Genomic DNA, 26006 nt, shown 5'->3' on the forward strand with positions numbered 1-26006 from the left:
TGTGTTGCAGTCGTAACCGGCCTGGGTTACGGTGACTTTCGCCGCATCGATGCCGAGCGCTCGGCGCGGACTCGACTTCTCTGGCCACTCACGGTCAACCAATCATGAGAACGTGTTCTATCCGCAGGCTTTGCCTGCATGCCGAGGAAAAGGGGACCTCATGGCGAATGAAGAAATCTCGTCGAATGCTGTCGCTATCGTCGGAATGGCGTGCCGCTTCCCCGGGGGAATCGACTCACCGGAGTCGTTATGGCGCTTCCTGGTTGAAGGTAAGCACATATCCAGCAAATTTCCGTCGGATCGATCCATGACGGAGCTGGCAGATATGGCCTCGCCCGAAGTGGCGGCGGCCATGGCACCGATGGGTGGATTCATCGACGAGCCCGGGCAATTCGACCCGGAGTTCTTCGGGATCAGCCCCCGCGAGGCCAGAGCGATGGATCCGCAGCAACGGATGGTGCTCGAGGCCACCTGGCAGGCGCTCGAGGACGCGGGCATCGACCCGACCACGTTGCGCGACACCGACACCGGTGTCTATGTCGGTGCGATGGGCGGTGACTACGCCTATTTGATCCCCGGTCAGAAGGACCTCGACCCGGGATATGTCTCATTGGGCGTCAGCCAGAGTGTGCTGTCCGGGCGCGTGTCCTACGTCCTTGGGTTGCAAGGTCCCACGATGAGCATCGACACCGCCTGCTCGTCCTCGCTGGTGGCGATGCACCTGGGTGGTCAGGCGCTGCAGGCCGAGGAATGCTCGCTGGCGCTGGTCGGTGGCGTCTCGATCATGTCCACCCTCACCGGCTTCTTCGCACTGGGCCAGCACGGCGCTATCTCCAAAGAGGGTCGCAGCAGGCCCTTTTCGGCCGATGCCGACGGCTTCTGCATGTCAGAGGGCGTGGCGATGCTGGTATTGGAGCGGCTCTCCGACGCCCGCCGCAACGGTCATCGGGTGCTGGCCGTCATGCGTGGCGCGGCCGTCAACCAGGACGGCGCCACCAAGGGCTTGACTGTGCCGAGTACGCCGGCGCAGCAGAAGCTGATCAGTGCGGCGTTGGCGAACGCCGGACTGGCTGCCGCCGATGTCGATGTCGTCGAGGGACATGGAACCGGTACTCCGGTAGGCGATCCCATCGAACTGCGGGCGCTGTTCGACACCTACGGTCATGATCGCGCCGCGGGGCAGCCGCTGAAATTGGGGTCCATCAAGGGCAACTTCGGCCACACTCAAGCGGCGGCCGGTGCGGCCGGAGTCATCAAGATGGTCCAGGCGATGCGGTACGGCGTGCTGCCGCCCACTGTCAACGTCAGCGAACCGACCCAAGCGGTGGATTGGTCGCACGGCGCGGTGGAATTGGTGACGCAGGTCGGTCCGTGGCCGGACCATGGCCATCCGCGTAGAGCTGGGGTCTCGTCGTTCGGCATCGCCGGAACCAATGCGCACGTCGTCCTCGAGGAAGCCCCGCCGGTTGCTGAGCAGCCGTCTGCCTCGTCACCGGAATCGGTTGTGCCCGTTGCTGTGTGGCCGATCTCCGGCAAGACCCCAGAGGCATTGGCCGACCAGGCGGCCCGGCTGGCGGATCATGTCAAGGCACACCCGGAATTCGCCCTGCGTGATGTGGGTTGCGCCTTGGCGACCACGCGGGCGACATTCGAGCATCGTGCCGTGCTGCTCGGCACCAACCGAGTCGATCTACTCGCCGGTCTGGCCGAGGTAGCGGAGCGCAAGCCGGTCGGGCCGATTCGGGGCCAGGCGCATCCGGATCGTCGGGTGGCCTTCGTCTTTCCTGGTCAAGGCGCGCAATTCGCCGGCATGGCAGCGCAATTGATGGCGGAATCGCCCTTCTTCTCGGAGCAGATCCGCGCATGTGAGGACGCGTTCGCCGAATTCGTGGATTGGTCGCTGACCGATGTGCTGCGCGAAGCGGACGGCGCGCCGTCGATCGAACGCGTCGATGTAGTGCAGCCTGCCTTGTTCGCAACCATGGTTTCCCTTGCGGCGCTGTGGCGTTCGTACGGCATCGAGCCGGCCGCCGTGATCGGGCATTCGCAGGGCGAGGTCGCGGCAGCCTACGTGGCGGGCGCGCTGTCGCTGTCCGACGCCGCCCGGATCGTGACCATGCGCAGCAAGCCGCTGCGGAGCCTCCCCGGTTCCGGCGGCATGGCCTCCATCAACGCTTCGGCCGACCGGGTCCGAGAACTCATGGACGGCCTCGATGACCTTTACCTCGCCGCGATCAATTCCCCGACCACCACCGTCGTCGCCGGTGGCGCGGCGGCGGTGACCCGAATCGTCGAGCTCGCCGAAGCAAGTGGAGTGCGTGCCAAGCGCATTCCGGTGGACTATGCCGCACACACTCCGCATGTGGACCCACTGCGGGAGCAGTTGCAGGCGGCTGTTGCGCCGATCGTGCCGACAGGCACCGATGTGCTGTTCTTCTCCACCGTGACCGGCGACGTATTGCCGGCCGAGCAGTTGGGCCCCGACTACTGGTTCCGCAATCTGCGCGAGCCGGTCGACTTCGAGCGGGGCTTCCAAGCAGCGTTCCAGTCCGGATTCGACGCGTTCATAGAGATGAGCGTGCACCCGGTGCTCACCTCCGCGATGCACGAATCCCTGGACCACGCCGGATCTTTTGCGGATTCCTGCCTCATCGTCGGCTCGCTCAAGCGTGAAGACGCCGGCATTCGCCGGTTCCTGACCTCGGTGGCCGAGGCGCACGTCAAGGGCGTCTCACCGGACTGGTCGAAGATCTATCCGGTCGGTACCGCTCGGCCGGTTACGTTGCCCACCTATGCTTTCCAGCGTCAGAATTACTGGCTGGCGAGTGTTGCCAACACCGGTGGCGGGAAGCCGAGCGGCTTGGGCCTGGTCGCCGCGGGCCACCCCCTGCTCGGTGCGGTGTCCGAGCTGCCCGGCGCCGATCGATTCCAGTTCAGCACCCGCCTGTCGGTGACCAGCCATCCCTGGCTGGCAGACCACGCCCTGCACGGCAATGTGCTGGTGCCCGGCGCCATGCTGCTGGAACTCGCACTGCATGCCGGTGACTCGCTCGGCTGCCCGCGGGTGGAGAAGCTGAGTATGTACACCCCGGTCACCTTGCCTACGGAGGGCGCCATCCACCTGCAATTGGTGGTGGGCGAGCCGGAGAAGGGCGGGCGGCGCAAAGTAGCGATCTATTCGCGTCCGGAGGTGAAGGACGAGCTGCCCGGTGCCAGCCAGTGGAGCCTGCACGCCGACGGATTGCTGACCGCTGCGGCCAAAACCGATGAGACCGACGGGCACAGCCTCGAACTGTGGCCACCGGTGGGCGCGGAGCAGGGCATGGATCCCGAGACCGCGTACCGGACCCTGGCCGCGCTTGGCTACCAGTACGGTCCCGTCTTCCAGGGGATGAAGGCCGTATGGAAGCGCGGCGAGGATGTCTTCGCCGAGGTCGCGCTACCGGAGACGGTGGGCGACGCCGACAAGTACGGCCTGCACCCGGCACTGCTGGATGCCGCTATGCAATCCGCTGCCGCCGCCGCGGCGTTGCTGCCTTCGGAAGCGGGCGCGATTCGGCTGCCCTTTGCCTGGGAACGGGTAGAACTGCGTGCGGTGGGCGCGAAAGCGCTGCGGGTCAAGCTGACTCCGGTCGGAAATGACCGACTGCGCTGGGTACTGGCAGACAACACCGGCCGCGTTGTCGCCATCGGCGACCTACAGGTGCGGTCCATCTCCATGGGCAAACTCGCGACCGGCGGCTTGTCGGGACGCCAGGAATCGCTGTTCGGCGTGGACTGGCTGGCCCTGCCCGCTCAGCGCGCCCGGTATTCGGCACGGCGGGGTGAATGGGTCGTCGTCGGCGGCGAACCGTTCGGGGTGTCCGACGACAGCGAACTGACGAGCTATGCGGATATCGACGCGTTGCGCGCGGCGACCGACTCCGGTGCAGAGGCTCCGAAGGTTGTGCTGCTTGCGCGGCTTGCGGGATCCGCGGGCGCCGAGCCGGGCGCGCACCTGACGGTCACCATGCGCGACGAACTGCTGCGGACGCTGACCCAGCTGCAAACCTGGTTCGCCGATGCACGATTCGCCGAGACGAAGCTGGTCGTGCTCACCAGGCGGGTGCAGGCGCTCGACATCTCCGAAGAGGTTTCCGACTTGGCCGGCTCGACGGTGTGGGCGCTGGTGCGAAGCGCTCAGTCGGAGTTCCAGGACCGGATCCAGCAGATCGATCTCGATGAGGCTGATATCACCCTCGATCAGCTCAGCGCGGTCCTGCAGACCGACGAACCCGAGCTGGTAATGCGTGCCGGCGAATTCTTCGGCCGCCGACTGCGCTCGGGCCTGGAAGCCGCGGCCACCGTCGGGGGGCGGCTGGGCGGCACGTGGCGGCTGGCGATCCCCGCGTCCGGCAACCTCGACGACGTCACGCTGTCCGAAGCCGACGACGACTCCGCCGCGGACACGCTGCCACCGGGCACGGTCTCGGTCGCGCTGCGTGCTGCCGGTCTGTCCTTTCCGGTCGCGCTCACCGGATTGGCCGCGTCGTCCGGGACGCCGTCGCGGCTGGTGCACGAGGCGGCCGGTGTTGTCGTCGCGATCGCTTCGGACGTGACGGATCTCGCGCCAGGTGATCGGGTGTTCGGTCTGTTCGACGAGATCGCCGGTACCTCGGTTGCCGATCACCGGCTGCTTGCCGCGGTTCCGGCGGGATGGTCGTTCGCTCAGGCCGCCGCCGCACCGGTCGCCTATCTGACCGCACTGTACGGCCTCCGCGAGGTCGCCGAGGCCCGAGCCGGGGAGCGAGTGCTCGTGCACGCCGCCACCGGTGGCGTCGGCACGGCTGCGGTGAACCTGTCCCGGCATCTCGGCCTGGAGGTTTTGGCGACCGCAAGTCGCACCAAGTGGGATGACTTGCGCGGCCTGGGTTTCGCCGAAGATCATCTGGCGGATTCCCGTTCCTCGGACTTCGCCGCCCGGTTCGCGAACCACGACATCCAGATCGTGCTGAACCTGCTGCCGGACACCTTCACCAACGACTCACTGGGACTGCTCGCATCCGGCGGCCGGTTCGTGGAGATCGCCCGGGACGTGGTGCGCGATCCGGCGGAGGTGCGTCGCACCCACGATGTCACCTACTCCTCGTTCGAGTTGGGTGCACTGGCTCCGGACCTGGTGGGCGGACTCCTCGCCGAGTTGGCGGAGCTGTTCGCGAATGGCGTCCTGGCCCCGCTGCCATTGACCCGTTTCGATGTGCGGCATGCCGCCGCGGCGCTGCGTCTGATGTCCGAGGCGCGGCACGTCGGCAAGGTGGTGCTCACCTGGCCGACCGCCTTCGATCCGGAATCGACGGTGCTGATCACCGGCGGCACCGGCACGATCGGTGCGATCATCGCCCGGCATCTGGTCTCCGACTACGGTGCCAAGCATCTGCTGCTGACCAGTCGCAGTGGCATGCAGGCCGACGGAATCGCCACTCTGGTCGGGGAATTGGATGCCATGGGCGCCAGCGTGACGGTCGCCGCGTGTGATGCCGGTGATCGGGACGCGCTGGCAGCGGTGCTCGACTCCCTGCCCGCGCAGCATCCGCTCGGCGGCGTGGTCCATCTTGCGGCCGCGTTGGCGGACTCGACTTTCGCCGGGCTGACGGCCGAACATCTGGACGCGGTGCTGCCTGCCAAGGCGCACGGTGCCTGGCATCTGCACGAGCTGACCCAGCACCTGGATCTGTCGATGTTCGTGCTGTTCTCTTCGGCGGCAGGCACATTCGGTAGCGCCGGTCAGGCCAACTACAGCGCGGCGAATGTCTTCCTCGACAGTTTGGCCGTGCACCGTTACCACCGTGGGTTGCCCGCCACCGCGATGGCGTGGGGCTGGTGGGCGGAGGACACCTCCAATACCGGTGGCATGGACGAGAAGGATCGTTCTCGCCTGACCCGCATGGGCGTGACGCCGATCCCGACGCAGGAGGCCTTGGAACTGTTCGACGCGGCGTTGCGTACCGGGCGGCCGCATGTGCTGCCGGTCGGTATGGATCTGTCGCTGCTGCGAGTGGCCGCTCAGGTGACCGAATTGCCGCCGTTCTTCCGTGCGCTGCTGCACACCCGGCCGCGTGCCACGCAGCAGATGGGCGATCCCTCTCAGCTGGCCAAGCGGCTGGGCGGACTCGGCCCGTCCGAACAGCACGAGGTGATCGTAGATCTGCTCAAGACGCCGATCTCGATGGTCTTGGGCTACTCGTCTCCCGATGCGGTCCAAGCGGATCGGGAGTTCACCGAGATGGGTATCGATTCGCTCAGCTCTATCGAGCTCGGTGCGCACCTGCGGGCACTCACCGGTGTGAAGCTGGCGAACTCGGCCATCTTCCAGTACCCGACGGTGAACCTGCTGGCCCGGCATGTTCTCGACCAGGTGACTCCGCAGGATGCGGAGCTCGCCGATCCGATCGTCGCCGAGGTGGAGATGCTGCTGGAGCGGCTGACAGCGATTCACACGGACGGCGATGTGCCCGACGAACTGGTCACCCGGCTCTCCGGGGCGGTGCGCAGGCTGGGTGGTTCCGTTGCCACCGAGGCGGTTTCGTGAGTCGGTTGCTCGCGGTGAGCGACCTACATATCAGTCATCCGGGGAATCGGGAAGTGGTCGAGCAGATTCGGCCCGATTCCCCGGACGACTGGCTGATCGTCGCGGGTGACGTGGCGGAGAAGACCGATGCGATCCGCTGGGCGCTGGGACTGCTGCGCGAGCGCTTCGCGAAGGTGATCTGGGTGCCCGGCAACCACGAGATGTGGACCACTGCAAGGGATCCGCGCCGCCGCCGCGGCGAGGGGCGGTACCGGCATCTGATCGACTCGTGCCGGGAGCTCGATGTGATCACACCGGAGGATCCGTACCCGACCTGGGCGGGTGCGGGCGGTCCCGCGGTGTTGGCTCCGCTGTTCCTACTGTACGACTACAGTTTCCTGCCGCGCGGCGTGCGGACGAAGCAGGAGGGTCTGGCGCGCGCGGAGGCCACCGGATCGGTCGCCACCGACGAGCAGCTGCTCGCCTACGACCCGTACGTCTCCCGGGAAGAGTGGTGCCGGCAGCGGGTGGAGTACACCCGCGCCCGGCTCGACGAACTGGATCCGGCGGTGCCATTGGTACTGATCAACCACTTTCCGCTGCTCCGGCGGCCGACCGAGAGGCTGTTCCGGCCGGAGTTCGCCATGTGGTGCGGCACCGAGCTGACCGCGGATTGGCATCGCCGCTACAACGTGCGGTGCGTGGTGTACGGGCACCTGCACATTCGCAAGACCGACCACTTCGACGGAGTGCGGTTCGAGGAGGTGTCCATCGGCTACCCGCGGGAATGGCGGCGCCGGGGGCTCCCCGAACCGCTGCTGCGGGAAATCCTGCCAGGTCCGGACGATTCGTCGCGATCGGTCGGCGCGCTGAGCCGGCGCGCCGCCGGTCATGCCTGGCGAATGGCTCGAAAAGGAATGTTGCCACGATGACCGAGAGAATCGGCGCGAGACGAAAACTCGAGAGTGAGCTCGGCGAGGGCCTGACCGCGCTCTACCTGTTGTCCGAAGACCAGTGCGCGGACCTGCTCACGCTGCTGAACGAAGCGCCCGGACGTGACCGCGCCCTTGCTGAGACCGCGTTGGCGGACAATATAGCCCGACTGCCATGGGGAACCAGATCCATTGTGCGTGCGGCACTGCTGGGGAGGCGGCGGCGGTGACCGATCGTGTGACGAGCATTCATTTGACGAAGCTGGCCCACGCGCTGCACGTGCCCATCGAGCGCATCGAGTACCTGGGCGTGCTCGGTGGCGAACATCTGGCGGCGCTGCACGAGCAGATCGTGAGCAACCTGCGATCGCGCTATCCCAGTGAGTACCAGCGTTATTCGGCACTGGGACGGCGGGTGCCGTTGCGGCTGGCGGTACCGTTCGCCACCCGGGTGCTGCCGCCCCGGCTGCTGGGCCGCTCGATCGGCAGCGAACTGCTCGACGGGCGTACCGACAAGTCTCTGGCCATGCTGTCGAATATCGATCCCGTGGTCATCGCGGACGCCGCGCCCTATATGAACCCCGCGGTGGTCGGCCGGCTGGCGGAGATCGCCGCACCGGAACTGATCAGCGGTGTGATAGCAGAGCTGATGGCGCGCGAGGATTTCGACACCGCAGACCTGTTCGTCGATTACGTCACCGAGTTCTTCATGGCCGCGGCGGAACCGGTCGGCGATTCGGATGCGCGACGGCCACGTCGGGGCCTGCTCCGGAGACTGCGGAGGAAGCGGTGACACCGGCGGGCGAGCGCGAATTCGAAGTCGTGGTGGTGGGCGCCGGCTTCTCCGGCATCTGCGCCGCAATCCGATTGCGGCAGGCCGGAATCCACGACTTCATCATGGTGGACAAGGCCGACGACGTCGGCGGCATCTGGCGTGACAATACCTATCCCGATGTGGCCGTGGACATTCCGATCTGGGGATACTGCTACTCCTTCGAGCCGAATCCGGACTGGCGATACGCCTATGCCAAGGGCGACGAGCTGAAGTCCTATGCGGACCGATGCGTCGACAAATACGGCGTGCGCCCGCATCTGCGCCTCGGCACCGAGGTGACCGGCATCCGATTCGACGACGAACTTCACCACTGGGACGTGCAGACCAACCGGGGTCCGCTGCGCGCTCGATTCGTGATCAACGCCTACGGTGCACTGGGGCGGCCGAAGTTTCCCGACATCGCGGGTCTGGACACCTTCGCCGGAGCGGTGATCCACAGTGCGCGCTGGGATCACACGGTGTCGCTCGCAGGCCGGGTCGGGGTGATCGGCACCGGGTCGTCGGCGGTCCAGATCATCCCCGAGGCCGCCGAGCGCGCGGAACGGCTCGCGGTATTCCAGCGCACACCCATCTGGGTGATTCCCAAGCCGGATTTCCCCATTCCGCTGCTCCTGCGCTGGGTGTTCCGCCTCATCCCCGGACTGCTGAGACTGCCGCGCTGGATCGTGCTGGTGTGGCTGGAACTGCTGTACAACGGCATCTTCCGGTTCAAAGCGCCCAGTGCGGTGACCGCGCTGGAGTGGATGGCCCGGCTCGCCCTGCGAGCGCAGGTGCCCGATCGCTCGGTCCGCGAGCGGCTTACGCCGCAGTATCGCTTCGGCTGCAAATTCCTGACTCTGTCGAATAGGTACTACAAAACTTTCGCGCGCGACAATGTCGACCTGGTCTATGCGGACATCGTGGCGATCACGGCCACTGGTGTCACCACCAGCGACGGTCACCATCACCACATCGACACCCTGATCCTGGCAACAGGTTTCGAGGTCTTCGAACGCACCAGCCTGCCTCGGTTCCCCATCACCGGCAGCGGCGGCGTAGATCTGGGCGACTATCTGGATCGGAATCGCAACGCCGCCTATGAGGGCGTCACGCTCCCGCCCTGCCCCAACGCCTTCATCATCCACGGTCCCTACTCGATGACCGGATCCTTCTTCATGACCATCGAAAATGCGGTGGCGCATGCGATTCGGTGCATCTCCGAGGCGCGGCGGCGCGGCGCCACCCGGGTGGCGGTAAAGCCGGCAGCCTATGCACGCTTCATCGAGGAGATGATCACGCGTCAGGCCGGGTCCATCTTCTACAACTCGAACTGCGAGCAGGCCCGCAGTTTCTACTTCGACCAGTTCGGCGATGTACCGCTGTTCCGGCCGTCGACAAGTGTCGAAGCGTGGTGGCGTATGCGGAGATTCCCACTCGCGGACTACGCGTTCACAGCGTGCGAGGAGCGGACCGCCGAACATCAGGAGGCGTCATGACTTCACCGTCGATCGGCCACGTTTCCGATACCGCGCGCTGGGTGGCGGTCTACCGGGCGCTGGAATCGGCACGACCCGATGCGCTGTTCCAGGACGAGCTTGCATCGATGCTGGCCGGTGCGCAGGGCGTGACGCTCGGTGCATCGGGCATGCTGCCGCGCGGCGCGCGCAACCACTGGCCGACGGTGGTGCGCACCAGGCTGGTCGACGATCTCGTCATCGACTCCCTGCAACGGGGATGCGACCGGGTGATCAATCTGGCCGCAGGTCTGGACACGCGTCCCTATCGGCTCGACATTCCAGCCGAAACGATCTGGTACGAAGCGGATCTGCCGGAACTGATCGCCTACAAAGACGCGCGACTGGCCGGTCGGCGGGCTCGCTGCGAGCGGGTCACCCGGACCGTCGACGTCACCGACCAGGCCGCGACCGCGGAGTTCCTCGCCGAGGCGTGCGACGGTGCACGCGCCGTCCTCGTCATCACCGAGGGGCTACTGCCGTATCTCGAGGCGGCGCAGGTCCGGATGCTGAGCAACGCCCTGCTTCGGCCGGAAATCCGCTGGTGGGCGCAGGATCACTGGTCACCCGCCATGCTGCGGATGGTCAATCTCACGATGGGGCGCGAACTCGGCTCGGCGCGTTGGACTTTCGCGTCCAGCCTCAACTTCTATCAGGACTGGTCGGTCGAGACCGCGCACTCGATATTCCGGGCCGCGGCCCGATGGCAGCGTTCCCCTCTGGCGCTGCGCGGGTGGGCGCTGCTGCCGGACACCGAACCGGGAGCGAAGCTCGACCGCTCCCGACTGTGGTGCGGCGCAGTGCGTCTGACCAGCCGTGACCGGGAGGGAAGAGGATGACCGCGGCAAGAGCGCAGGTGGTTGTGCTCGGCGGCGGCTTCGCCGGCTTGCTGGCCGCCTCGGCGGCGGCCCGGCACGCCGGTGCTGTCACCGTAATCGAGCGAGACCGATACCCGGAGCGACCGGAGTCACGCCGTGGGCTGCCGCAGGCCCGACATCCGCACTTTCTCGCGCCCGGCGGTGTGCTCGGACTCGAGCGGCTACTGCCCGGGATCGCCGACCGGCTGCTCGCGGCCGGCGCGCATCGCATCCGCGTCAATGCCGACTTGCTTTTCCGCCCCAACGTGGGCGGCTGGATGGCCCGCAACCATACGGGCCGATTCGGGATCACCTGCAGCAGACAGCTGCTCGACCATGTCGTTCGTGCGATGGTCAACGAGCAGGATGGCGTCACCGTTCGGCAGGAGTGCGAGCCGATGGGGCTGCTGGGCTCTGCGACCGCAGTCCGCGGTGTGCGGTTGCGGGACACAGCGACAAGCACGACAGAGCAGTTCGACGCCGACTTGGTGATCGATGCCACCGGCCGCGGATCGCAGGCCGGCCGGTGGCTGGACGCGCTGGGAGTCGTTGTGCCTCCCCCGGAAATCGTCGACTCGGGGCATACCTATGCCACCCGGGTCTTCCGCGCGGCATCGGGCGCCGAATCGGGTTTTCCCGCAGTGCTCATCCAAGCCGAATCCCGTTCCGGTGAGCCCGGTGGCAATGCCACCTTATTGCCGATCGAAGGCGGCCGGTGGATCGCGGCCGTGGGAGGTACCCGAGGCAGCAAGCTGCCCACCGAGGACGACCATTTCATCGACTTCGCCCGGCACGGCGTATCCGATCCGCTGATCGCCGAGATCCTCACGGCAGCCGAGCCGTTGACCGGGACGATGCGCTCGCGCAGCACCGGTAATCGGCGCTATCGGTTCGACCGCATCCGAACCTGGCCCACCGGATTCGTGGTGGTTGGCGATGCCGCGACGGCATTGAATCCGGTATACGGCCAAGGACTTTCGGTTGCGACACGCTGCGCCGGCGCGCTCGGTGCGGAATTTGCGCGCAGCGGCGTCGGTGCCGGTTCGGCACCTCGCCTGCAACGCTCGATCATCCGGGCGGCTGCTGATCCGTGGCAGATGGCGACCAGCCAGGATCTCGCGTTCCGCAATACCGAAGGCCCCGGACAGGCCGTGCTGCATCGCTGGATGCTTCGCTACGGCGCGCGGGTGTTCCGCGCTGCGGAGTCGCGGCCCGCGGTGGCCACCGTGGCGTCGGATGTGATGTTCCTGGCTCGCCCGGCCCTGGCCATGGGGCATCCGGCGGTGCTGGCCGGAGCCGTCCTGGGCCCACGGAAGCCGCCGCTGACCGAGCCGCCGCTGACCGGCTGGGAACGCGGATTCATCGCCGGGAGACGTCTCGGATGATCCGGAGCCTACCGCGGGGCGTGGCGCGGGCAGCGCTCGCACTGCTCGCGATGGTTATTATCGTACTCCCGAAATCCGCTGTAGCACTGGCAGATGCAACGCAACTGGCGGACGCAGCGGTACTGCCGATGCCTGCCTCGACGGACAGTTGGGTGCTGAGTTCCGGCGACGTTCGGCTGCGCGTGCACGAGTACGGACCGCCTGCCGATTCGGCATCGACCGTTGTCCTCGTGCACGGTTATCTGTCCACCTCGCGCGCCTGGGATCAGGTCGTCGCGCGACTGGCACCGAACTATCACGTGGTCACCTACGACACCCGCGGCAATGGCGAGAGCGATCATCCTGCACGGCAGGAGAACTACGCGCTCCCCGTGCTGGCCGCCGATATCGGCGCGGTCATCGACGCTACCGCCGGCGGCCGCCGAGTGCATCTGGTGGGCTGGGATTGGGGTGCCGGCGAGGGCTGGGAGGCTGCCGCTACCCCGGCTGTCGCCGCCGAGCTCCTCGACTTCACCGCTCTGTCCGGGCCGAATCTCGATCTGTGGGGGCGATGGCTGGCGCGCACCGTGCGGAATCCAGCGGACCTACCGGCAGTGCTCGACCAGGCGGCGCGTTCGGTGTACATCCCACTCTGGAACCTACCTGTCGTCGCCGAGGCCATGTGGAACACGGGCATCACGGGAGCCACACTCGACGCGTTCATCCAATGGGAGGGCGCTCCGGCGCCACATGTGCCGCCCGCCGACGGGATCGCGGCGTTGAACCGGTACCGGGCCAATGTGTTTCAGCGCCTCGCCGATCCGACCTACAGCCGCCTCATTGTGCGTGACGTGCACGTCATCGTCGCGGTGCACGACCTGTATGTCGGGATTCCGGTCATGACGCGGGCGATCGAAGGCGCGGCAGACCACCTGACCTTCACCGAAATCGATTCGGGCCACTGGGCCCCCATCACCGATGCACAGCAGGTCGCGGACGCGATCGTCGGCGGATTCTCGCCGCAGCCGGAAGGAACGCCATGAACGAGCCCATCGCGATCGTCGGCATGGCCGGCCGATTTCCCGGGGCCGACGATCTCGACGCGCTCTGGGATCTGCTGATCTCGCGCGGTGACGCGATCAGAACGGTCCCCGCCGACCGCTGGGACGCCGCCGCTCCACTGGACGGATCCAAACGGGTGCAGTCGGTCGGCGGCTTTCTCGACGGTATCGACGGCTTCGACGCGGCACTGTTCGGCATCTCGCCGCGCGAGGCCGTCGATATCGACCCGCAGCAGCGACTCATGCTCGAAACAGCCTGGCGTGCAATGGAAGACGCGGGTGTGCCCGCACACACTTTGCGCGGCACCCGGACCGGGGTGTACGTCGGCGCCTCCTGGCACGACTATGAGACGCTTCGCGCACAGCGGGGTATCGCCGCCACCCAGCACAGCCTGGTCGGCACCGCGCTCGATGTGATCGCTTCGCGCGTGTCGTATGTTTTCGGCCTGGCCGGACCCAGCCTCGTGGTCGAGACCGGATGTTCCTCGGCACTGGTGGCGCTCGATCTGGCGGTTCGCGCGATCCGCACCGGCGATATCGAATCCGCTCTCGTCGGCGGCGTGAACCTTATTCTGGCGCCGGATATCTCGATCGGACTCACACATTTCGGGGCGCTGTCCGGTGCCGGACGGTGTGCGGCATTCGGTGCGGGTGCGGACGGATTCGTTCGCGGCGAGGGCGTGGCGGCGGCATATCTCAAGCCGCTGAAGGCCGCACGACGCGACGGCGACCGGGTGCGAGCGATCATCGTCAACACCGTCGTGAACAATGACGGCGGCGGCGAAAGCCTGGTCACGCCGAGCATCGACGGCCAGCGAGAGCTTCTGCACCTGGCCTACCGGGAGCGCGGGCTGGACCTCGACCGACTGGCCTACGTCGAAGCGCACGGAACCGGCACCGGCAGAGGCGACCCCATCGAAGCCCAAGCTCTGGGCGAGGTCCTCGGAATACCCAGGAATTCCGAGCGCGGCCCGCTGCTGATCGGTTCGATCAAAACCAATATCGGGCATCTGGAGGCGGCGGCCGGCCTCGCGGGTCTGATCAAGTGCGTGCTGTGCCTGGAGCGCGGGAGCGTGCCGCCGAGCCTGCACTCCGGTGAACTCAATCCCGAGATCGCCTTCGACGACCTGAATGTGCACGTCGCGCGTGATCGCGTCGAGCTGCCGGCCGATGCGCCGGTCTATGTCGGCGTCAACTCCTTCGGATGGGGTGGCACTAATGCGCATGCCGTCCTCGAGCGCACGGAATCCGCAGACAGCGAGCGTGATTCGTACCCATCGCGAATCGGTTTCGTGCCGGTCTCGGCGCACTCCGACGAAACGCTACGTCAGCGGTGCAATGACATCGCGGACCTGCTGACCGCTGATCCGGAGCAGCTGGATCCAGTGGCGGCCACACTCGCCCACCGTGCGCCGTCGATGTCATGGCGCGCCGCCGTGCTGGGCTTCGCGCCGGATAAAGTGTCGGCGGCGCTGCGTCGTTATGCCGCGGACCCAGCTGCCGAGCAACCCGAGGTGCTATCCGGCCGCGCTCGCGACGTCGGTCGGGTGGCCTTCGTCTTTCCGGGTCAGGGCGCGCAGTGGCACGGTGTCGGCGCGGCGCTCTATGGGAATGACCAGGCATTCACCACCGCCGTCGAGGCATGCGCAGCCGCGCTCGAGCCGCATGTGGACTGGAGCCCGCTACCGGTGATATCCGGTGCGGCAGGGCCAGGTTGGCTCGAGCGCGTCGATCAGGTGCAACCGGTGCTGTGGGCGCTGTCGCTGGGCATCGCCGCCATGTGGCGGCGCATGGGCATCGCTCCCGATGTGGTGGTCGGCCACAGTCAGGGCGAAATCGCGGCGGCCACGCTAGCCGGCGGGATCAGCCTGGAGGACGGTGCGCTCGTCGTGGCCCGGCGCAGCGCGGCGCTGCGAGCGCTGGCGGGCTCCGGCCGAATGCTTGCGGTCGAACTTTCCAAGGATGAGATCCCCTCGGTCCTAGCGGGCTTCGAGAATTCCGTTGGACTGGCAGTCGACAACGGTCCGAGATCCTGTGTGCTGTCCGGTGATACCGACTCGATCGAAGCGCTGCACGAGATTCTCACGGCCGAAGGCGTGTTCTGCCGGATGGTCAAGGTGGACTACGCCTCGCACAGCCCGCAGATGAACCAGCTCCGGCCCGAACTGTCGGCGGCGCTCACCGCGGTGACAGGGCGTGCGGGCAGTGTCGAGATGCATTCCACCGTCACTGGGCGCCGCGTCGGGCCCGATGAGCTCGGCGGTGACTATTGGATCGAGAACCTCTGTCGCCCAGTGCTGTTCGCCGAAACAATGACAGCGCTGTTCGACTCGGGCGTCACCCACGTGATCGAGATCAGCCCGCATCCGGTGCTGACACCGGTCAGCGAGCAGCTGGCCGCCACGCGGCCGCACCCACCCATCGCGCTGTCGTCGCTGTACCGGGACCGCGATCCCCGCACCGAGATGTGTCGCAGTCGCGCCCGGGCGTACATCTCGGGCCTGCACCCATTTGCTGATATCGCCGCCCCGGCCGCCACACCGCTGCCTCCGTATCCGATGCGGCGACAGTCCTTCTGGCTTCCGGCGCGCGAAGCGGGTGTATCGGCGGTAGCTACGCTGCGAGTTCCCGCGTACCCCAGTGTCGTCGAATCCGGGGCATGGCACGCCACCCTTCCCATCACACTCGACGCCATGGCGTGGCTGGCCGACCATCGCGTCGGCGACGCCGTAGTGCTGCCCGCGGCCATGATGATGGCCATGGCGGTCGCGGTCTGCCGTACCAGATACGGGCACGCACCAGCGGCGTTGCGGGACTTGCGGTTCACCCGTGCCTTGACGCTCAACGACACCCCGACCCGCCTCGATGTGATGCTGCGCGAAGACGTCACGGCGGGTGCGAGCGTCGAGATCAGGTCGCTCGACGACGGAGCGCAGACGTGGACGCCGCATGCCCGAGGCCGGGTGATGCACGTGGTGGAGCGCACAGATTCTCCGAACTTCCCGGCCGAATCACCGGGCGACGATCCCATGGGCTCCGCGGACTTCTACGAGCTGTGCCGACGGCGAGGACTGAACTACGGCCCCGAATTCCAAGGTGTGCGCGAGATCCGGATTTCGCGCGACACCGCGCTCGCCCGGATCGCACTCGGTGCACAGGGACGGGCACAGCTGCACCGAGGTGAGCTGCACGCGGCAGTGCTCGACAGCGCAATGCAGGTCGCCCTGGTGCTGTTCGACGAGGAGCGAACGGTCGTTCCAGCGGCGGTCGAAGAGCTCAGGCTGTACGCCGAACCGGCCGATTACATCGACACGGCCTGTGTGTACGCCGTTCGGAGGTCGGCGAATTCGGCGGACATCCATCTCTTCGATGCGCAGCGGACGCCGTTGGCCGCCATCCGCGGACTCGAGCTGATCGCCATCGACGGCGAACGGACCGCTGCCCGGCGATTCGATCGAGAGTTCCACTTCGTGTTGCGGCGCGAGGACACCGCTGAGCAGGGCTCGGCGGATGTCATTGCGCGCGGCTCGGCGGATACCCAGTTCGTCCTGGACGGTGCGGCAACACATCAAGAGGCATTGCGGGAAGCCCTTCGTCGACGCGGCCTGTCCGTGCGCACCGCCGAGCACAACCGCATCGAACAGACCACCACGGTGGTCTATCTTGCGCCCACCGCCGACCTCGATTCGCAACGTCGAGGACTTGTGCAGCTCGCCGAGCTGGCACGCGCCCACGTCGGTTCCGCAACCGTGCCGCGGCGGCTGGTCGTGGTGACCGCAAATGCCTGCGCCGCCGAGTTTGCGGATCGACCAGATCCAGGTGCCGCCATGTTCTGGGGATTCGTCCGGGTCCTGCGACGTGAGCATCCCGAACTGTCCGCCGAGATCATCGATATCGCCCTGCCCGACGGGATCGACGACTGCGCAGACGAACTCCTGGCGGCGACCGGAGAAGACCAGGTGGTGCTGCGTGCCGGGCGACGCTACATCGGCCGACTCGAAGGCGGTGAACGTCCGAGCGAGAGCGTAGTGCGCCCGTGGCACCCACTCCCGCAGCCCTTCCGGCTGCGGTCGGCTCCGGACCGATTCTGGGACGGGCTGCGCTACGTACCGCTCACCCCCCGTGCACCGGGCGACGGTGAGGTGCTGGTCGAAATCGAGTCGGCCGCAGTGAATTTCATTGATGTGATGAAGGCGGCTGGAACCTATCCGGATACCTCACCGGGAGCCGGGGATTTCGGTGTCGAATGCGCCGGTGTGATCCGCCGGATCGGGCCGGGCGTGACCGGTCGAGCCGTCGGCGATCGGGTGGTGGCCTGCGGACTGGGGACATTTGCCTCGCACATCACTGTTCGGGCCGATCACACCGCGCCGATCCCCTCCGGCATGACCGCCGAGACCGCTGCGGCGCTGCCCATCGTGACGACCACCGCCTGGTATGCGCTGGCCGTACTCGGGCGCGTGGGACCGGGCGATACTGTGCTGATTCATTCCGGTGCGGGTGGATTGGGCCTGGCGGCCATCAGCGTGGCCCGCTATCTCGGCGCGCAGGTGTTCGCTACTGCCGGGTCCGCAGCGCGCCGCGCGTTCCTGCGAAATGCGCACGGTATCGAGCACGTCTTCGACTCGCGCGCGCTGACCTGGGCAGACGAGGTAAAGGCCGGGACCGGTGGGCGCGGAGTGGATGTCGTGCTCAATTCGCTGTCCGGCGCGGCCATTGATCACGGTCTCGACGTGCTCGCCGAGGACGGCCGTTTCATCGAGGTCGGGAAGAAGGACATCTACGCCGATCGCCGACTCGGCTTGCGGGCGTTCGCCAAAGGCATCGGGTTCCTCGCCGTCGACCTGGCCGGGATGATGACCCGTCGACCCGAGCGCTTCGCGGCCGCATTGCATGAGTCGTGGCAGTTGGTCCTCGACGGTCACCTCGCACCGGTACCGACCACCACCCGCGTGCTCGCCGATGTCGCGGATGTGCTGCGGGACATGGCCCGCGGCGAACACATCGGCAAATTCGTGCTCAATCGCCCCGAAACGGTGCGCGAGATCGCCCCGGAGCCCATGCCGGACGGCCGATTCCGGGCGGACGGGACATATCTGATCACCGGCGGCCACGGTGCGCTCGGGCGCAGCCTCGCCAGCTGGCTGCTCGCGCACGGAGCCGGAGCGGTCGCGTTGCTCGGGCGCAATGCACCCGGGGGAACGCTGCCGATCGGCGAATTCGAGACTGGAACGAGCTCCGGCGCGACGGTGCACAGCTATCGTGCCGACGTCTCAGATCACGAAGCTCTCGCTGCCGCACTGGATTCGATCCGGACGGAGCTTCCGCCGCTGCGCGGGGTGTTCCATGCCGCCGGAGTGCTCGACGACGCCACCGTGCTCGGACTCTCCGCCGAACAGGTCGAACGCGTATTAAGACCGAAGGTCGACGGCGCGCGCCATCTGGATGCACTGACCGCGCACGATCCACTGGATTTGTTCGTGCTGTTCTCCTCCGCTGCCGCGCTCGTCGGTAACCCGGGCCAGTCCGCATACGCCGCAGCGAACTCCTATCTCGATGCGCTCGCGGTGGCGCGCCGCTTCGACGGCCGACCCGGACTGAGCATCCAGTGGGGACCCTTCGCGGACATCGGTTTGGCTGCGGCGCAACAGAATCGAGGTGAGCGGTTGGCCGCGCATGGCATGGCCGGCATCACCGAGACCGACGCATGGACGGCGCTCGGCGGATTCCTTGCCGAGGACCGCCAGATCATCGGGTATCTGTCCTTCGATTCGCGCCGGTGGTTCGACGCGTATCCCGACTGTGCCGCACAGCCGAGCTGGAAAGCATTGCGGCACAGCACCGATACCGCTGCTGCGCCGGGGCTCGCTATGAGCGAGTTCCGCTCCGTCTTATCCGATGCGACGGACGCCGAAGGGCCCGGGCTCGTGCTGGACAAGATCGTCGAAGTTGCCGCAGGCGTGCTCCGGATGGCCGCGGATGGCGTCGACGTGCGAACGCCATTGCGCGCCATGGGGCTCGACTCGCTCATGAGTCTGGAGATGCGCAACAGGCTCGAATCCGTATTCGCCCTGCGGATCTCGCCGACGCTGCTATGGACCCACGGCACCGCCGAGGCACTGGCCATCGCACTCCACGGCGAACTGGTCGCCGCGCCCGGCGAACCCGCGCGAACAACGTGACATCAGGAGATACAGGATGGATGAAATAGCCACCGCGAGTGCGGGCGCACCGGACAACATCGCCCTGCGCCGCGCCACCGAGACCATCAAAAAGCTACGCGCACAGCTGGATCAACGATCCGAGGTCGGACCCATCGCGATCATCGGCGTCGGGTTGCGCCTCGCCGGCGGGATCAGCGACCTCGACGGATATTGGGCGGCACTGCTGGAAGGCCGGGATCTGATCGGCGACATGCCGATGCACCGGCGCTGGCCATTCGAAGATGAATGGGCGCAACTGCCGACCCGGGGCAGCTTCATCTACGACGCACTAGATTTCGATCCGGACTTCTTCGGGATCAGCCCGCGCGCCGCGCAGGCCATCGATCCGCAACATCGGATGCTGCTGGAGGTCGCCTGGGAAGCTTTGCAGCACAGCGGCACTGACCCGGATCGGCTGCGCGGGCAAGCGGTAGGCACGTTCATCGGGATCAGCGGTCGTCAGGACTACGCCGACTGGGCCGGGCAGCACGGCGACGCGCACTGGGCGCTCGGCAACGGGCACAGCTTCGCGGCCGGCCGAATCGCCTACACGTTCGGGTTCACCGGGCCCGCCGTTGCCTTCGATACCGCGTGCTCCTCCGCACTGGTCGCGATCACCCACGCGGTGCAGTCATTGCGGCGCGGCGAAACGGAGATCGCGGTGGCCGGCGGCGTCAATCTGATCCTCGCGCCGGGCTCCACCCGGACGATCAGCCGAACAGGCTCACTGGCGCCCGACGGCCTGTGCAAGGCCTTCGATGCGCGGGCCAACGGCTTCGTACGCGGTGAGGGCTGCGCTCTGATCGTGCTGAAGCGCCTCACCGACGCCCGGCGCGACAATGACCCAGTGCTCGGCGTCATTCACGGAGTCGCGCTCAACCAGGATGGCCGATCCTCCGGATTCACCGCGCCCAATGCCGACGCCCAGCGTCGGTTGATCGAGGCCGCGCTGGCCGATGCCGCCTGCAGCCCAGCGGATCTCGGCTTCATCGAAGCGCACGGCACCGGAACCGCCTTGGGTGATCCGATAGAGATGAGCGCTATCGTTGCGGCGCTGGCCGCTCGAAACGGCGGTAGGCCATTGCATGTCGGATCTCTGAAGACGAACTTCGGACATCTCGAGGCAGCGTCGGGGGCCGCGGGCCTCATCAAAGCCCTCATGTGCGTTCGAGAACGTGTGATCCCGCCGCTCCTGCACTTCGATACCCTCAATCCGCGAATTGATCTGAACGGCACCGACATTCGGGTATGCAACCAAGCTGAACCGTGGATAGCGACGCAAAGCGGCCCGCTGGCCGGTGTGAGCTCATTCGGCATCATCGGAACAAATGCTCATGTAATCGTCGGCCCGGCCGACTCGGCGGAAACCATACGGGGTGACCGACCGTCGGTCGAAACCGGACAACCCCAGTGGAACCGGGTGCCCTGCGTGCCGGGGTTCCTCGGTGCGGCTCCACCCGCATACGCCACAGTGCGATGACCCCACATCATCAAGTGAGGAAGGTTCGTTCATGAAACCGCTGGACTCCACGGCTGCTGGTCATCCGCGCGCACCCCGCTCACTGCCGGCGGACCCCTCGCGGTTCCGGCTGCTGATGAGCCTGTATCCGCCGTTGTTCTTCTCGGGCGTGCGAGTGGAAAGTGTCGCCGAAGACTGGACCAGGATCCGGGTCAGCCACCGGGTTCGTCCGTGGAATTGCAATGTCAACCGCTCCGCCTTCGGCGGCACCCTGTTCGCCATGACCGACCCTTTCTATGCGGTCATGGCGGCTGGTCAGCTGGGCAGCGGCTACCGCATCTGGAACATCGTCGGCGGCATCGAATTCCTCGCGCCCGGACGCGGAACTGTCAGCGCGACCATGGAACTACGCGCTGACCAGGTCGACAAGATCCACGATCAGATCCGTGCAAATGGTCATTCGGTGACCACGCACACCACCGAGATTCGCACGGCGGATGGCAATTTGGTGGCGCGAGCGTCCCAAGATCTCTCGGTGCGCCCAGTTCGCAGCTAGTGCCGCATCCAGATACCTCCTGCCGTGCAGCGACCCAGCACGCGCACCGGAAACCCCGTCATCTGGTTCTCGGCTTCGCGACTACCGTCACCGAGATACCGTCGATCCGCACCGGACGAATGTGTAGTCGGCATGGTGGACACCTATGCCAACCTCACCCAGGTACTGCGGCAGTTGCTGGACGCGCTCCAGCGCATCGACGCACAGGTGTTGTCCATCGATCTGCTCGGTACAACCTTGGTGGCCACCGCGATCGAGGCGACGCCGGCCGAAACCGTCTACGTCAGACCCGAAGCGGATGTCCTCGAGCAGCTGGCCGCACTGGCCGCCGAGGCCGGATAGCTATTCGTCGTCAAAGGCATGTGACCCGCTGTGATAAGTGGCGGCGTTTCCCGCCGGGTGTCGAGCAGCCGCGCCGATGGTCGACGTAACCCGACATTTGCTCGATGGTCGGCTACGGTTAGCGAAATTTCCTTGCAGCACAGCCACGCACTTTCCCCGTGACGATAGCGAGGATCCGTGTCGAACCGCCCGCATTTCCCCCGACGCGTGGTGACTTCCATAATGATGGCCGCAGTCCTGGCCTGCGGTGCTGCACCCGCCGCTGCCGAGCCACCGGACCCGACACCCATGGCGACGCCCACTCCGGTCTGGACCCCGTGCCCCAACGCCGCCGGTTTCGAATGCGCCACCGTGACCGCACCGTTGGACTATCAGCATCCGCAAGCGCGCACGATCGAGCTGGCGGTCATCCGGCACCCAGCAACCGACCCGGCGCATCGGATCGGCAGCCTGCTGTTCAACCCCGGTGGGCCCGCACCGGCTATCGACCTGTTCATCATCGAGTATCCGTTCTTTCCCCAGGAGATGCGGGAACGGTTCGACATCGTCAGCTGGGACCCGCGCGGGTTCGGTCGCTCAACCGCCGTCCAATGTTTCGCCACTGCCGCGGAGTACGCAGCCTGGTTCGCGCAGATGCCCAAAGGGTTTCCCGTCGGCCACGAGGAAGAGCGGCAGTGGATCGAAGGCAACATCGAACTGGGTCGGCGTTGTGAACAGCGTGACCCGGTCTTGCTGCGGTTCGTCTCGACCACAGACTCGGCACACGACTTGGATCTGCTGCGCGCAGTCTTGGGCGACCAGCGGTTGACCTACCTGGGGGCCTCCTACGGGACGCTGCTGGGCGCCACTTACGCCAACCTGTTCCCCGACCGAGTGCGGGCGATGGTGCTGGACGGCAATGTCGATCCCACGGCCTGGTACGACGACGACCCGGCGCTGCCGACGTTCCTGCGCGAAGGCTCCGACCTGGGGACGGCCCAGACACTAACGCAGTTCCTCGACCTGTGCAGCCGAGCAGGCCCCAGCGGCTGCCCCTTCGCGGCCGACACTCCCTGGGCGACCCGAGTCAAGTACGAGCGACTGATGGACCGCCTGCGCATCCACCCGGAGGGCATGTTCACCTTCGCCGTCACCGCCTCCACCGTTCGCACGGCCCTGCAACTGGTCCATCCCCTCGACGCTGCCCCGAACTGGTCGACGCTGGCCGAGCTGCTGCAGGATCTCTGGCTGGGCCAGACGCCCCAGAGCATCGCATCGATGGTCTCGGTCCCGACGATGCCGACCGAGGTCCTTCCATCCTCTGCGAGCGACTTGTCGCTGGCTGCCTCCGACCAAGACCAGAGCTACTCAGGCATCGAGCAGGTCTATGCCCTGATATGCAGCGAGAGTCCCAACCCGCGCGATCCGCACCTCTACGGCCCCCTGGCCAAATTCGCCACCCTGCGGGCCGGGACGGTCGGGCCCTTCTGGGCGTGGGTGACCGAGGCGTGTTCCACCTGGCCGGGCAAGGCGGCCCACCGCTACACCGGCCCGTGGAACCGGTCCAGGACACCGATTCTCACAGTCAACACCGTCTTCGATCCCGCCACCCCGTATCAGGCTGCCCAGTCCATGACCGCCCATCTCGGCAACGCTCGACTGCTCACCGTCGCCGGATACGGACACACCACACTATCCAACCCGAGCAGTTGCGCGAATGCCCACGAAAGCAACTACGTCGTGCGCGGCGTGCTGCCCCCGCGCGGCACAGTATGTCGACAGGACACCCCACCGTTCACCTAGACCGATTCCGACGAATCCGCCCCGCCGCGCCGAAGACCGCGCTGGAGCCGACCGCAAAGCTGGTCTTCGGCCGCCTGTGTGGCAGGGCGTCTGTGCAGGTGGACGGTGTAGGGGAGCTGGGCATCCCACACAGTGAGTATGTTGCGAGCGACTACGGTTATCCGCCCGTCGCGAAAGGTGCTGCGCCGGATCATGAACCGCCGGGTGAACCGCCCGCGGCGGCAATCGCGGATGCGCTATGCGGTGCCGTCAGAGGTCACTGACCGCGAGGGTCAATTCGAAGATCTTCTCGAAGTCCTCGTCCATGAACGGGCCCTGGCGGCCGAGCACCACGTGCTGGATGCCGACCTCGGCGAACTGGGTGAACGAATCCGCCTGCTCCGCAATCGGTTTATCCGGGTAGTAGTACGCGACCATGGTCTTCTCGATGTCCTCGTATGGTCGGCCGACCGCCTCGCAATGTCCGCGCAGAACGGCGAGTTTGGCCGTGACGGCGTCGACGGATCCACCGAAGAGATTGCACGCGTCCGCGTACTGCGCGACCAGGCGCAGCGTTTTGCGCTCGCCCTGGCCGCCGATCATGATGGGCGGATGCGGGCGGGTCAGCGCATTGGGCACGTTCAGCGGTCGTTCGAGCGTGTAATGCCCACCGTGGAACGGCTTTTCCGAACCCTCCCACATCTGCTTCGCGATCCGCAGCGTCTCCTCCAGTCGTTCGTACCGCTCGGATCGCGGCGGAAAGAACAGGCCGAGCCCCGCGGCTTCCTCGGCATACCAAGCCGCGCCGATGCCGAGCCAGGCGCGGCCTCCGGAGAGCACATCAAGGGTCGTGACGCTCTTGACCAGCAGCCCCGGATCCCGGTAGCTGACGGCGGTGACCAAGGCGCCGAACCGAATTCGTTCGGTCCGAGCCGCGATATAGCCGAGTGCGGCATAGGCCTCGAGCATGTCGTGTTCGGCCGGGCCGTTCGGGCCGATCTGGAACAGGTGATCCATGACGAATACCGAGTCGAGCCCGGCCTGATCGGCGGCGCGCACGATCCGATCGACCCGAGGTCCGATCGCATCCGGCGAATCCGGCCAGGTGAAGTCGGCGAGGGAAATACTCAGTCGCATAGGCCGAGCGTGGCACGAACAGCGCGCGCCGGGGAGGCTCCGCCGGTCCTAGGAGGGCAGCGGCAGCGGCGGCGACTTGGGGAAGACGGCCGGTAGTGCGGTCAGCGCCCGGTGGAATGGGCCCGGCCGCCAGGTCAGTTCATCCGCCGGCACTGCGAGGCGGATCTCGGGCAATGCGTCGAGCAGTTGGTCGATGGCTTCCTGAGCGATCAGATATGCCAGGGAATTCGCGGGACACACATGCGGTCCGGCGCCAAAGGCCAAATGGGATCGATTGCCCGCGTACTGGTTCGCGGCAATCGTCGGATCGGTATTGCAGGCGGCAATGCTGATGACGACCGGCTGATTCGCGGGCAGCCAGACATCATCGATCAGGATCGGCTGGCGCGGGAATGTGAAACAGAAATTCGCCATCGGCGGATCGTTGAACAACACCTCGTCGAGCGCGTCCCGGGTGGATAGGGTCCCGCCCAGCACACTGCCGCCGAAGCGCTCATCGGTCAGGATCAACAACAGCGTATTGACGATCAGGTTCTGCTGCGGCTCGATGCCCGCGCCGTACAGCGTGCCCAACTGGTGCACCATCTCGTTATCGCTCAGCCCGGCCGGATGCCGCAGCATCCGCGTGGTGATATCGTCGCCCGGTTCGACCCGCTTGAGCTGGGTCAACTCCAACATCGCACCGGCGAGCAACTGGTTGCCACGCTCGGCGTCGACACCCTCGAAGATCGCCGCCATCCCGGTCGCCGCCTGCTGCGCGATCTCGGCCGGACATCCGAGCATGGCATTCAACACCGCGAAGGCGAGCGGAAATGCGTACTGGCGCACCATATCCGCGGACCCATTAGCACAGAACTCATTGATCAGCGGCACCGCGAGCTCGGCCACCGTATCGTGCAGGCCGTACTGATCGACCTTCTCCAGACCAGCGAGATTGGCCTGCCGGTATCTGGCATGCGCGTCACCGGCATTGCGCAAAGCGTTCGGCCGCCACTGCATCATCGGCAATACCGGACACTCCGCGGGCACATTCTTCTGCCATGCACGCGGATCCGCCGGAAAGTGGTCCGGATCATTGAAAATCCGCAACGCCGTGTAGTAGCCGACCACCAATGTCGCGGGCACCCCCGGCGCCAGATCCACCGGCACCAGCGCCCCGTACCGCCGCCGCATCTCCCGATACACCGCGTGCGGATCCGCCGCGAACTCCGGGGTGTACAACGACACCCGGGGTCCATCGGTGTCGATCGGCGAGGTGAGCGGAGCGCGACTGTGTGCTGGCGATGGCATCGTCATCGAGAAAAACTCCAGGCGTTTCGAAGAATTGGCCTCGTGAGCCTAAGCACCCGGCACAGCGCGTGCATCCGGAACATCGAAACGTCGGCCCGCGTGGCTCATCCGCAGGGGCCTCGGCGCCGCTGAAATGTCGAAGGCGTCTTCCACCCGACCGTCGCCCGGC

At 66.5% G+C, this 26006-nt stretch carries 15 protein-coding genes; 13 read left to right on the forward strand and 2 right to left on the reverse strand.

Going from position 1 to position 26006, the window contains the following annotated elements; all coding sequences use genetic code 11:
• The first annotated feature begins 160 nt into the window (after positions 1-160).
• The 13 genes from ACWEO2_RS18260 to ACWEO2_RS18320 all read left to right on the forward strand — a co-directional run bounded on the left by ACWEO2_RS18260 (position 161) and on the right by ACWEO2_RS18320 (position 23431).
• The gene (locus ACWEO2_RS18260) at positions 161-6568 is read left to right on the forward strand and encodes a type I polyketide synthase (protein ID WP_452406379.1); all 6408 of its coding nucleotides are present in this window, start codon (positions 161-163) and stop codon (positions 6566-6568) included.
• Positions 6565-7479, forward strand: a complete 915-nt coding sequence (locus ACWEO2_RS18265) for a metallophosphoesterase family protein (protein ID WP_452406380.1) — start codon at positions 6565-6567, stop codon at positions 7477-7479. The genes ACWEO2_RS18260 and ACWEO2_RS18265 overlap by 4 nt, the downstream gene beginning before the upstream one ends.
• The gene (locus tag ACWEO2_RS18270) at positions 7476-7709 is read left to right on the forward strand and encodes a hypothetical protein (protein WP_354959426.1); all 234 of its coding nucleotides are present in this window, start codon (positions 7476-7478) and stop codon (positions 7707-7709) included. The genes ACWEO2_RS18265 and ACWEO2_RS18270 overlap by 4 nt, the downstream gene beginning before the upstream one ends.
• Positions 7706-8272: a hypothetical protein gene (locus ACWEO2_RS18275; RefSeq protein WP_452406381.1), complete on the forward strand. Its 567-nt coding sequence runs from the start codon at positions 7706-7708 to the stop codon at positions 8270-8272. Before ACWEO2_RS18270 ends, ACWEO2_RS18275 begins: the two co-directional genes overlap by 4 nt.
• A complete protein-coding gene (locus ACWEO2_RS18280; RefSeq protein ID WP_452406382.1) occupies positions 8269-9789 on the forward strand; it encodes a flavin-containing monooxygenase in 1521 nt (506 codons plus the stop codon). Before ACWEO2_RS18275 ends, ACWEO2_RS18280 begins: the two co-directional genes overlap by 4 nt.
• The gene (locus ACWEO2_RS18285) at positions 9786-10646 is read left to right on the forward strand and encodes a class I SAM-dependent methyltransferase (RefSeq protein ID WP_452406383.1); all 861 of its coding nucleotides are present in this window, start codon (positions 9786-9788) and stop codon (positions 10644-10646) included. The genes ACWEO2_RS18280 and ACWEO2_RS18285 overlap by 4 nt, the downstream gene beginning before the upstream one ends.
• On the forward strand, positions 10643-12049 hold the full coding sequence (locus tag ACWEO2_RS18290) for an NAD(P)/FAD-dependent oxidoreductase (protein ID WP_452406384.1): 1407 nt from the start codon (positions 10643-10645) through the stop codon (positions 12047-12049). The genes ACWEO2_RS18285 and ACWEO2_RS18290 overlap by 4 nt, the downstream gene beginning before the upstream one ends.
• A 128-nt stretch (positions 12050-12177) precedes the next feature.
• Positions 12178-13071, forward strand: coding sequence for an alpha/beta fold hydrolase (locus tag ACWEO2_RS18295; protein ID WP_452406385.1), 894 nt, complete (start codon positions 12178-12180; stop codon positions 13069-13071).
• Entirely contained in the window at positions 13068-19271 is a 6204-nt protein-coding gene (locus ACWEO2_RS18300) for an SDR family NAD(P)-dependent oxidoreductase (protein ID WP_452406386.1), read from the forward strand. Before ACWEO2_RS18295 ends, ACWEO2_RS18300 begins: the two co-directional genes overlap by 4 nt.
• A 16-nt stretch (positions 19272-19287) precedes the next feature.
• Positions 19288-20772 (forward strand): beta-ketoacyl synthase N-terminal-like domain-containing protein, encoded by a 1485-nt coding sequence (locus tag ACWEO2_RS18305; RefSeq protein ID WP_452406387.1) that lies wholly within the window; start codon positions 19288-19290, stop codon positions 20770-20772.
• Between the two features lie 31 nt (positions 20773-20803).
• Positions 20804-21307, forward strand: a complete 504-nt coding sequence (locus ACWEO2_RS18310) for a PaaI family thioesterase (protein WP_452406388.1) — start codon at positions 20804-20806, stop codon at positions 21305-21307.
• 132 nt (positions 21308-21439) lie between these two features.
• Positions 21440-21649, forward strand: coding sequence for a hypothetical protein (locus ACWEO2_RS18315; RefSeq protein ID WP_452406389.1), 210 nt, complete (start codon positions 21440-21442; stop codon positions 21647-21649).
• Between the two features lie 222 nt (positions 21650-21871).
• Positions 21872-23431, forward strand: coding sequence for an alpha/beta hydrolase (locus ACWEO2_RS18320; RefSeq protein WP_452406390.1), 1560 nt, complete (start codon positions 21872-21874; stop codon positions 23429-23431).
• A 249-nt stretch (positions 23432-23680) separates the two neighbouring features.
• Here ACWEO2_RS18320 and ACWEO2_RS18325 read toward each other — a convergent pair whose 3' ends face one another.
• Both ACWEO2_RS18325 and ACWEO2_RS18330 read right to left on the reverse strand, forming a co-directional pair.
• Complete coding sequence (locus tag ACWEO2_RS18325) at positions 23681-24547, reverse strand: LLM class F420-dependent oxidoreductase (protein WP_452406391.1); 867 nt, start codon at positions 24545-24547, stop codon at positions 23681-23683.
• 48 nt (positions 24548-24595) lie between these two features.
• Positions 24596-25843 (reverse strand): cytochrome P450, encoded by a 1248-nt coding sequence (locus ACWEO2_RS18330; protein ID WP_452406392.1) that lies wholly within the window; start codon positions 25841-25843, stop codon positions 24596-24598.
• Between the last annotated feature and the right edge of the window lie 163 nt (positions 25844-26006).

The organism is Nocardia sp. NPDC004278 (assembly GCF_053602975.1).

Bases quoted from the DNA above. Each gene is read 5' to 3' on its own strand.
- ACWEO2_RS18260 (WP_452406379.1), top strand. From the start codon at position 161: ATGGCGAATGAAGAAATCTCGTCGAATGCTGTCGCTATCGTCGGAATG.
- ACWEO2_RS18305 (WP_452406387.1), top strand. From the start codon at position 19,288: ATGGATGAAATAGCCACCGCGAGTGCGGGCGCACCGGACAACATCGCC.
- ACWEO2_RS18270 (WP_354959426.1), top strand. From the start codon at position 7,476: ATGACCGAGAGAATCGGCGCGAGACGAAAACTCGAGAGTGAGCTCGGC.
- ACWEO2_RS18325 (WP_452406391.1), bottom strand. From the start codon at position 24,547: ATGCGACTGAGTATTTCCCTCGCCGACTTCACCTGGCCGGATTCGCCG.
- ACWEO2_RS18315 (WP_452406389.1), top strand. From the start codon at position 21,440: ATGGTGGACACCTATGCCAACCTCACCCAGGTACTGCGGCAGTTGCTG.
- ACWEO2_RS18300 (WP_452406386.1), top strand. From the start codon at position 13,068: ATGAACGAGCCCATCGCGATCGTCGGCATGGCCGGCCGATTTCCCGGG.
- ACWEO2_RS18320 (WP_452406390.1), top strand. From the start codon at position 21,872: ATGATGGCCGCAGTCCTGGCCTGCGGTGCTGCACCCGCCGCTGCCGAG.
- ACWEO2_RS18285 (WP_452406383.1), top strand. From the start codon at position 9,786: ATGACTTCACCGTCGATCGGCCACGTTTCCGATACCGCGCGCTGGGTG.
- ACWEO2_RS18295 (WP_452406385.1), top strand. From the start codon at position 12,178: ATGCCTGCCTCGACGGACAGTTGGGTGCTGAGTTCCGGCGACGTTCGG.
- ACWEO2_RS18290 (WP_452406384.1), top strand. From the start codon at position 10,643: ATGACCGCGGCAAGAGCGCAGGTGGTTGTGCTCGGCGGCGGCTTCGCC.
- ACWEO2_RS18330 (WP_452406392.1), bottom strand. From the start codon at position 25,843: ATGACGATGCCATCGCCAGCACACAGTCGCGCTCCGCTCACCTCGCCG.
- ACWEO2_RS18310 (WP_452406388.1), top strand. From the start codon at position 20,804: ATGAAACCGCTGGACTCCACGGCTGCTGGTCATCCGCGCGCACCCCGC.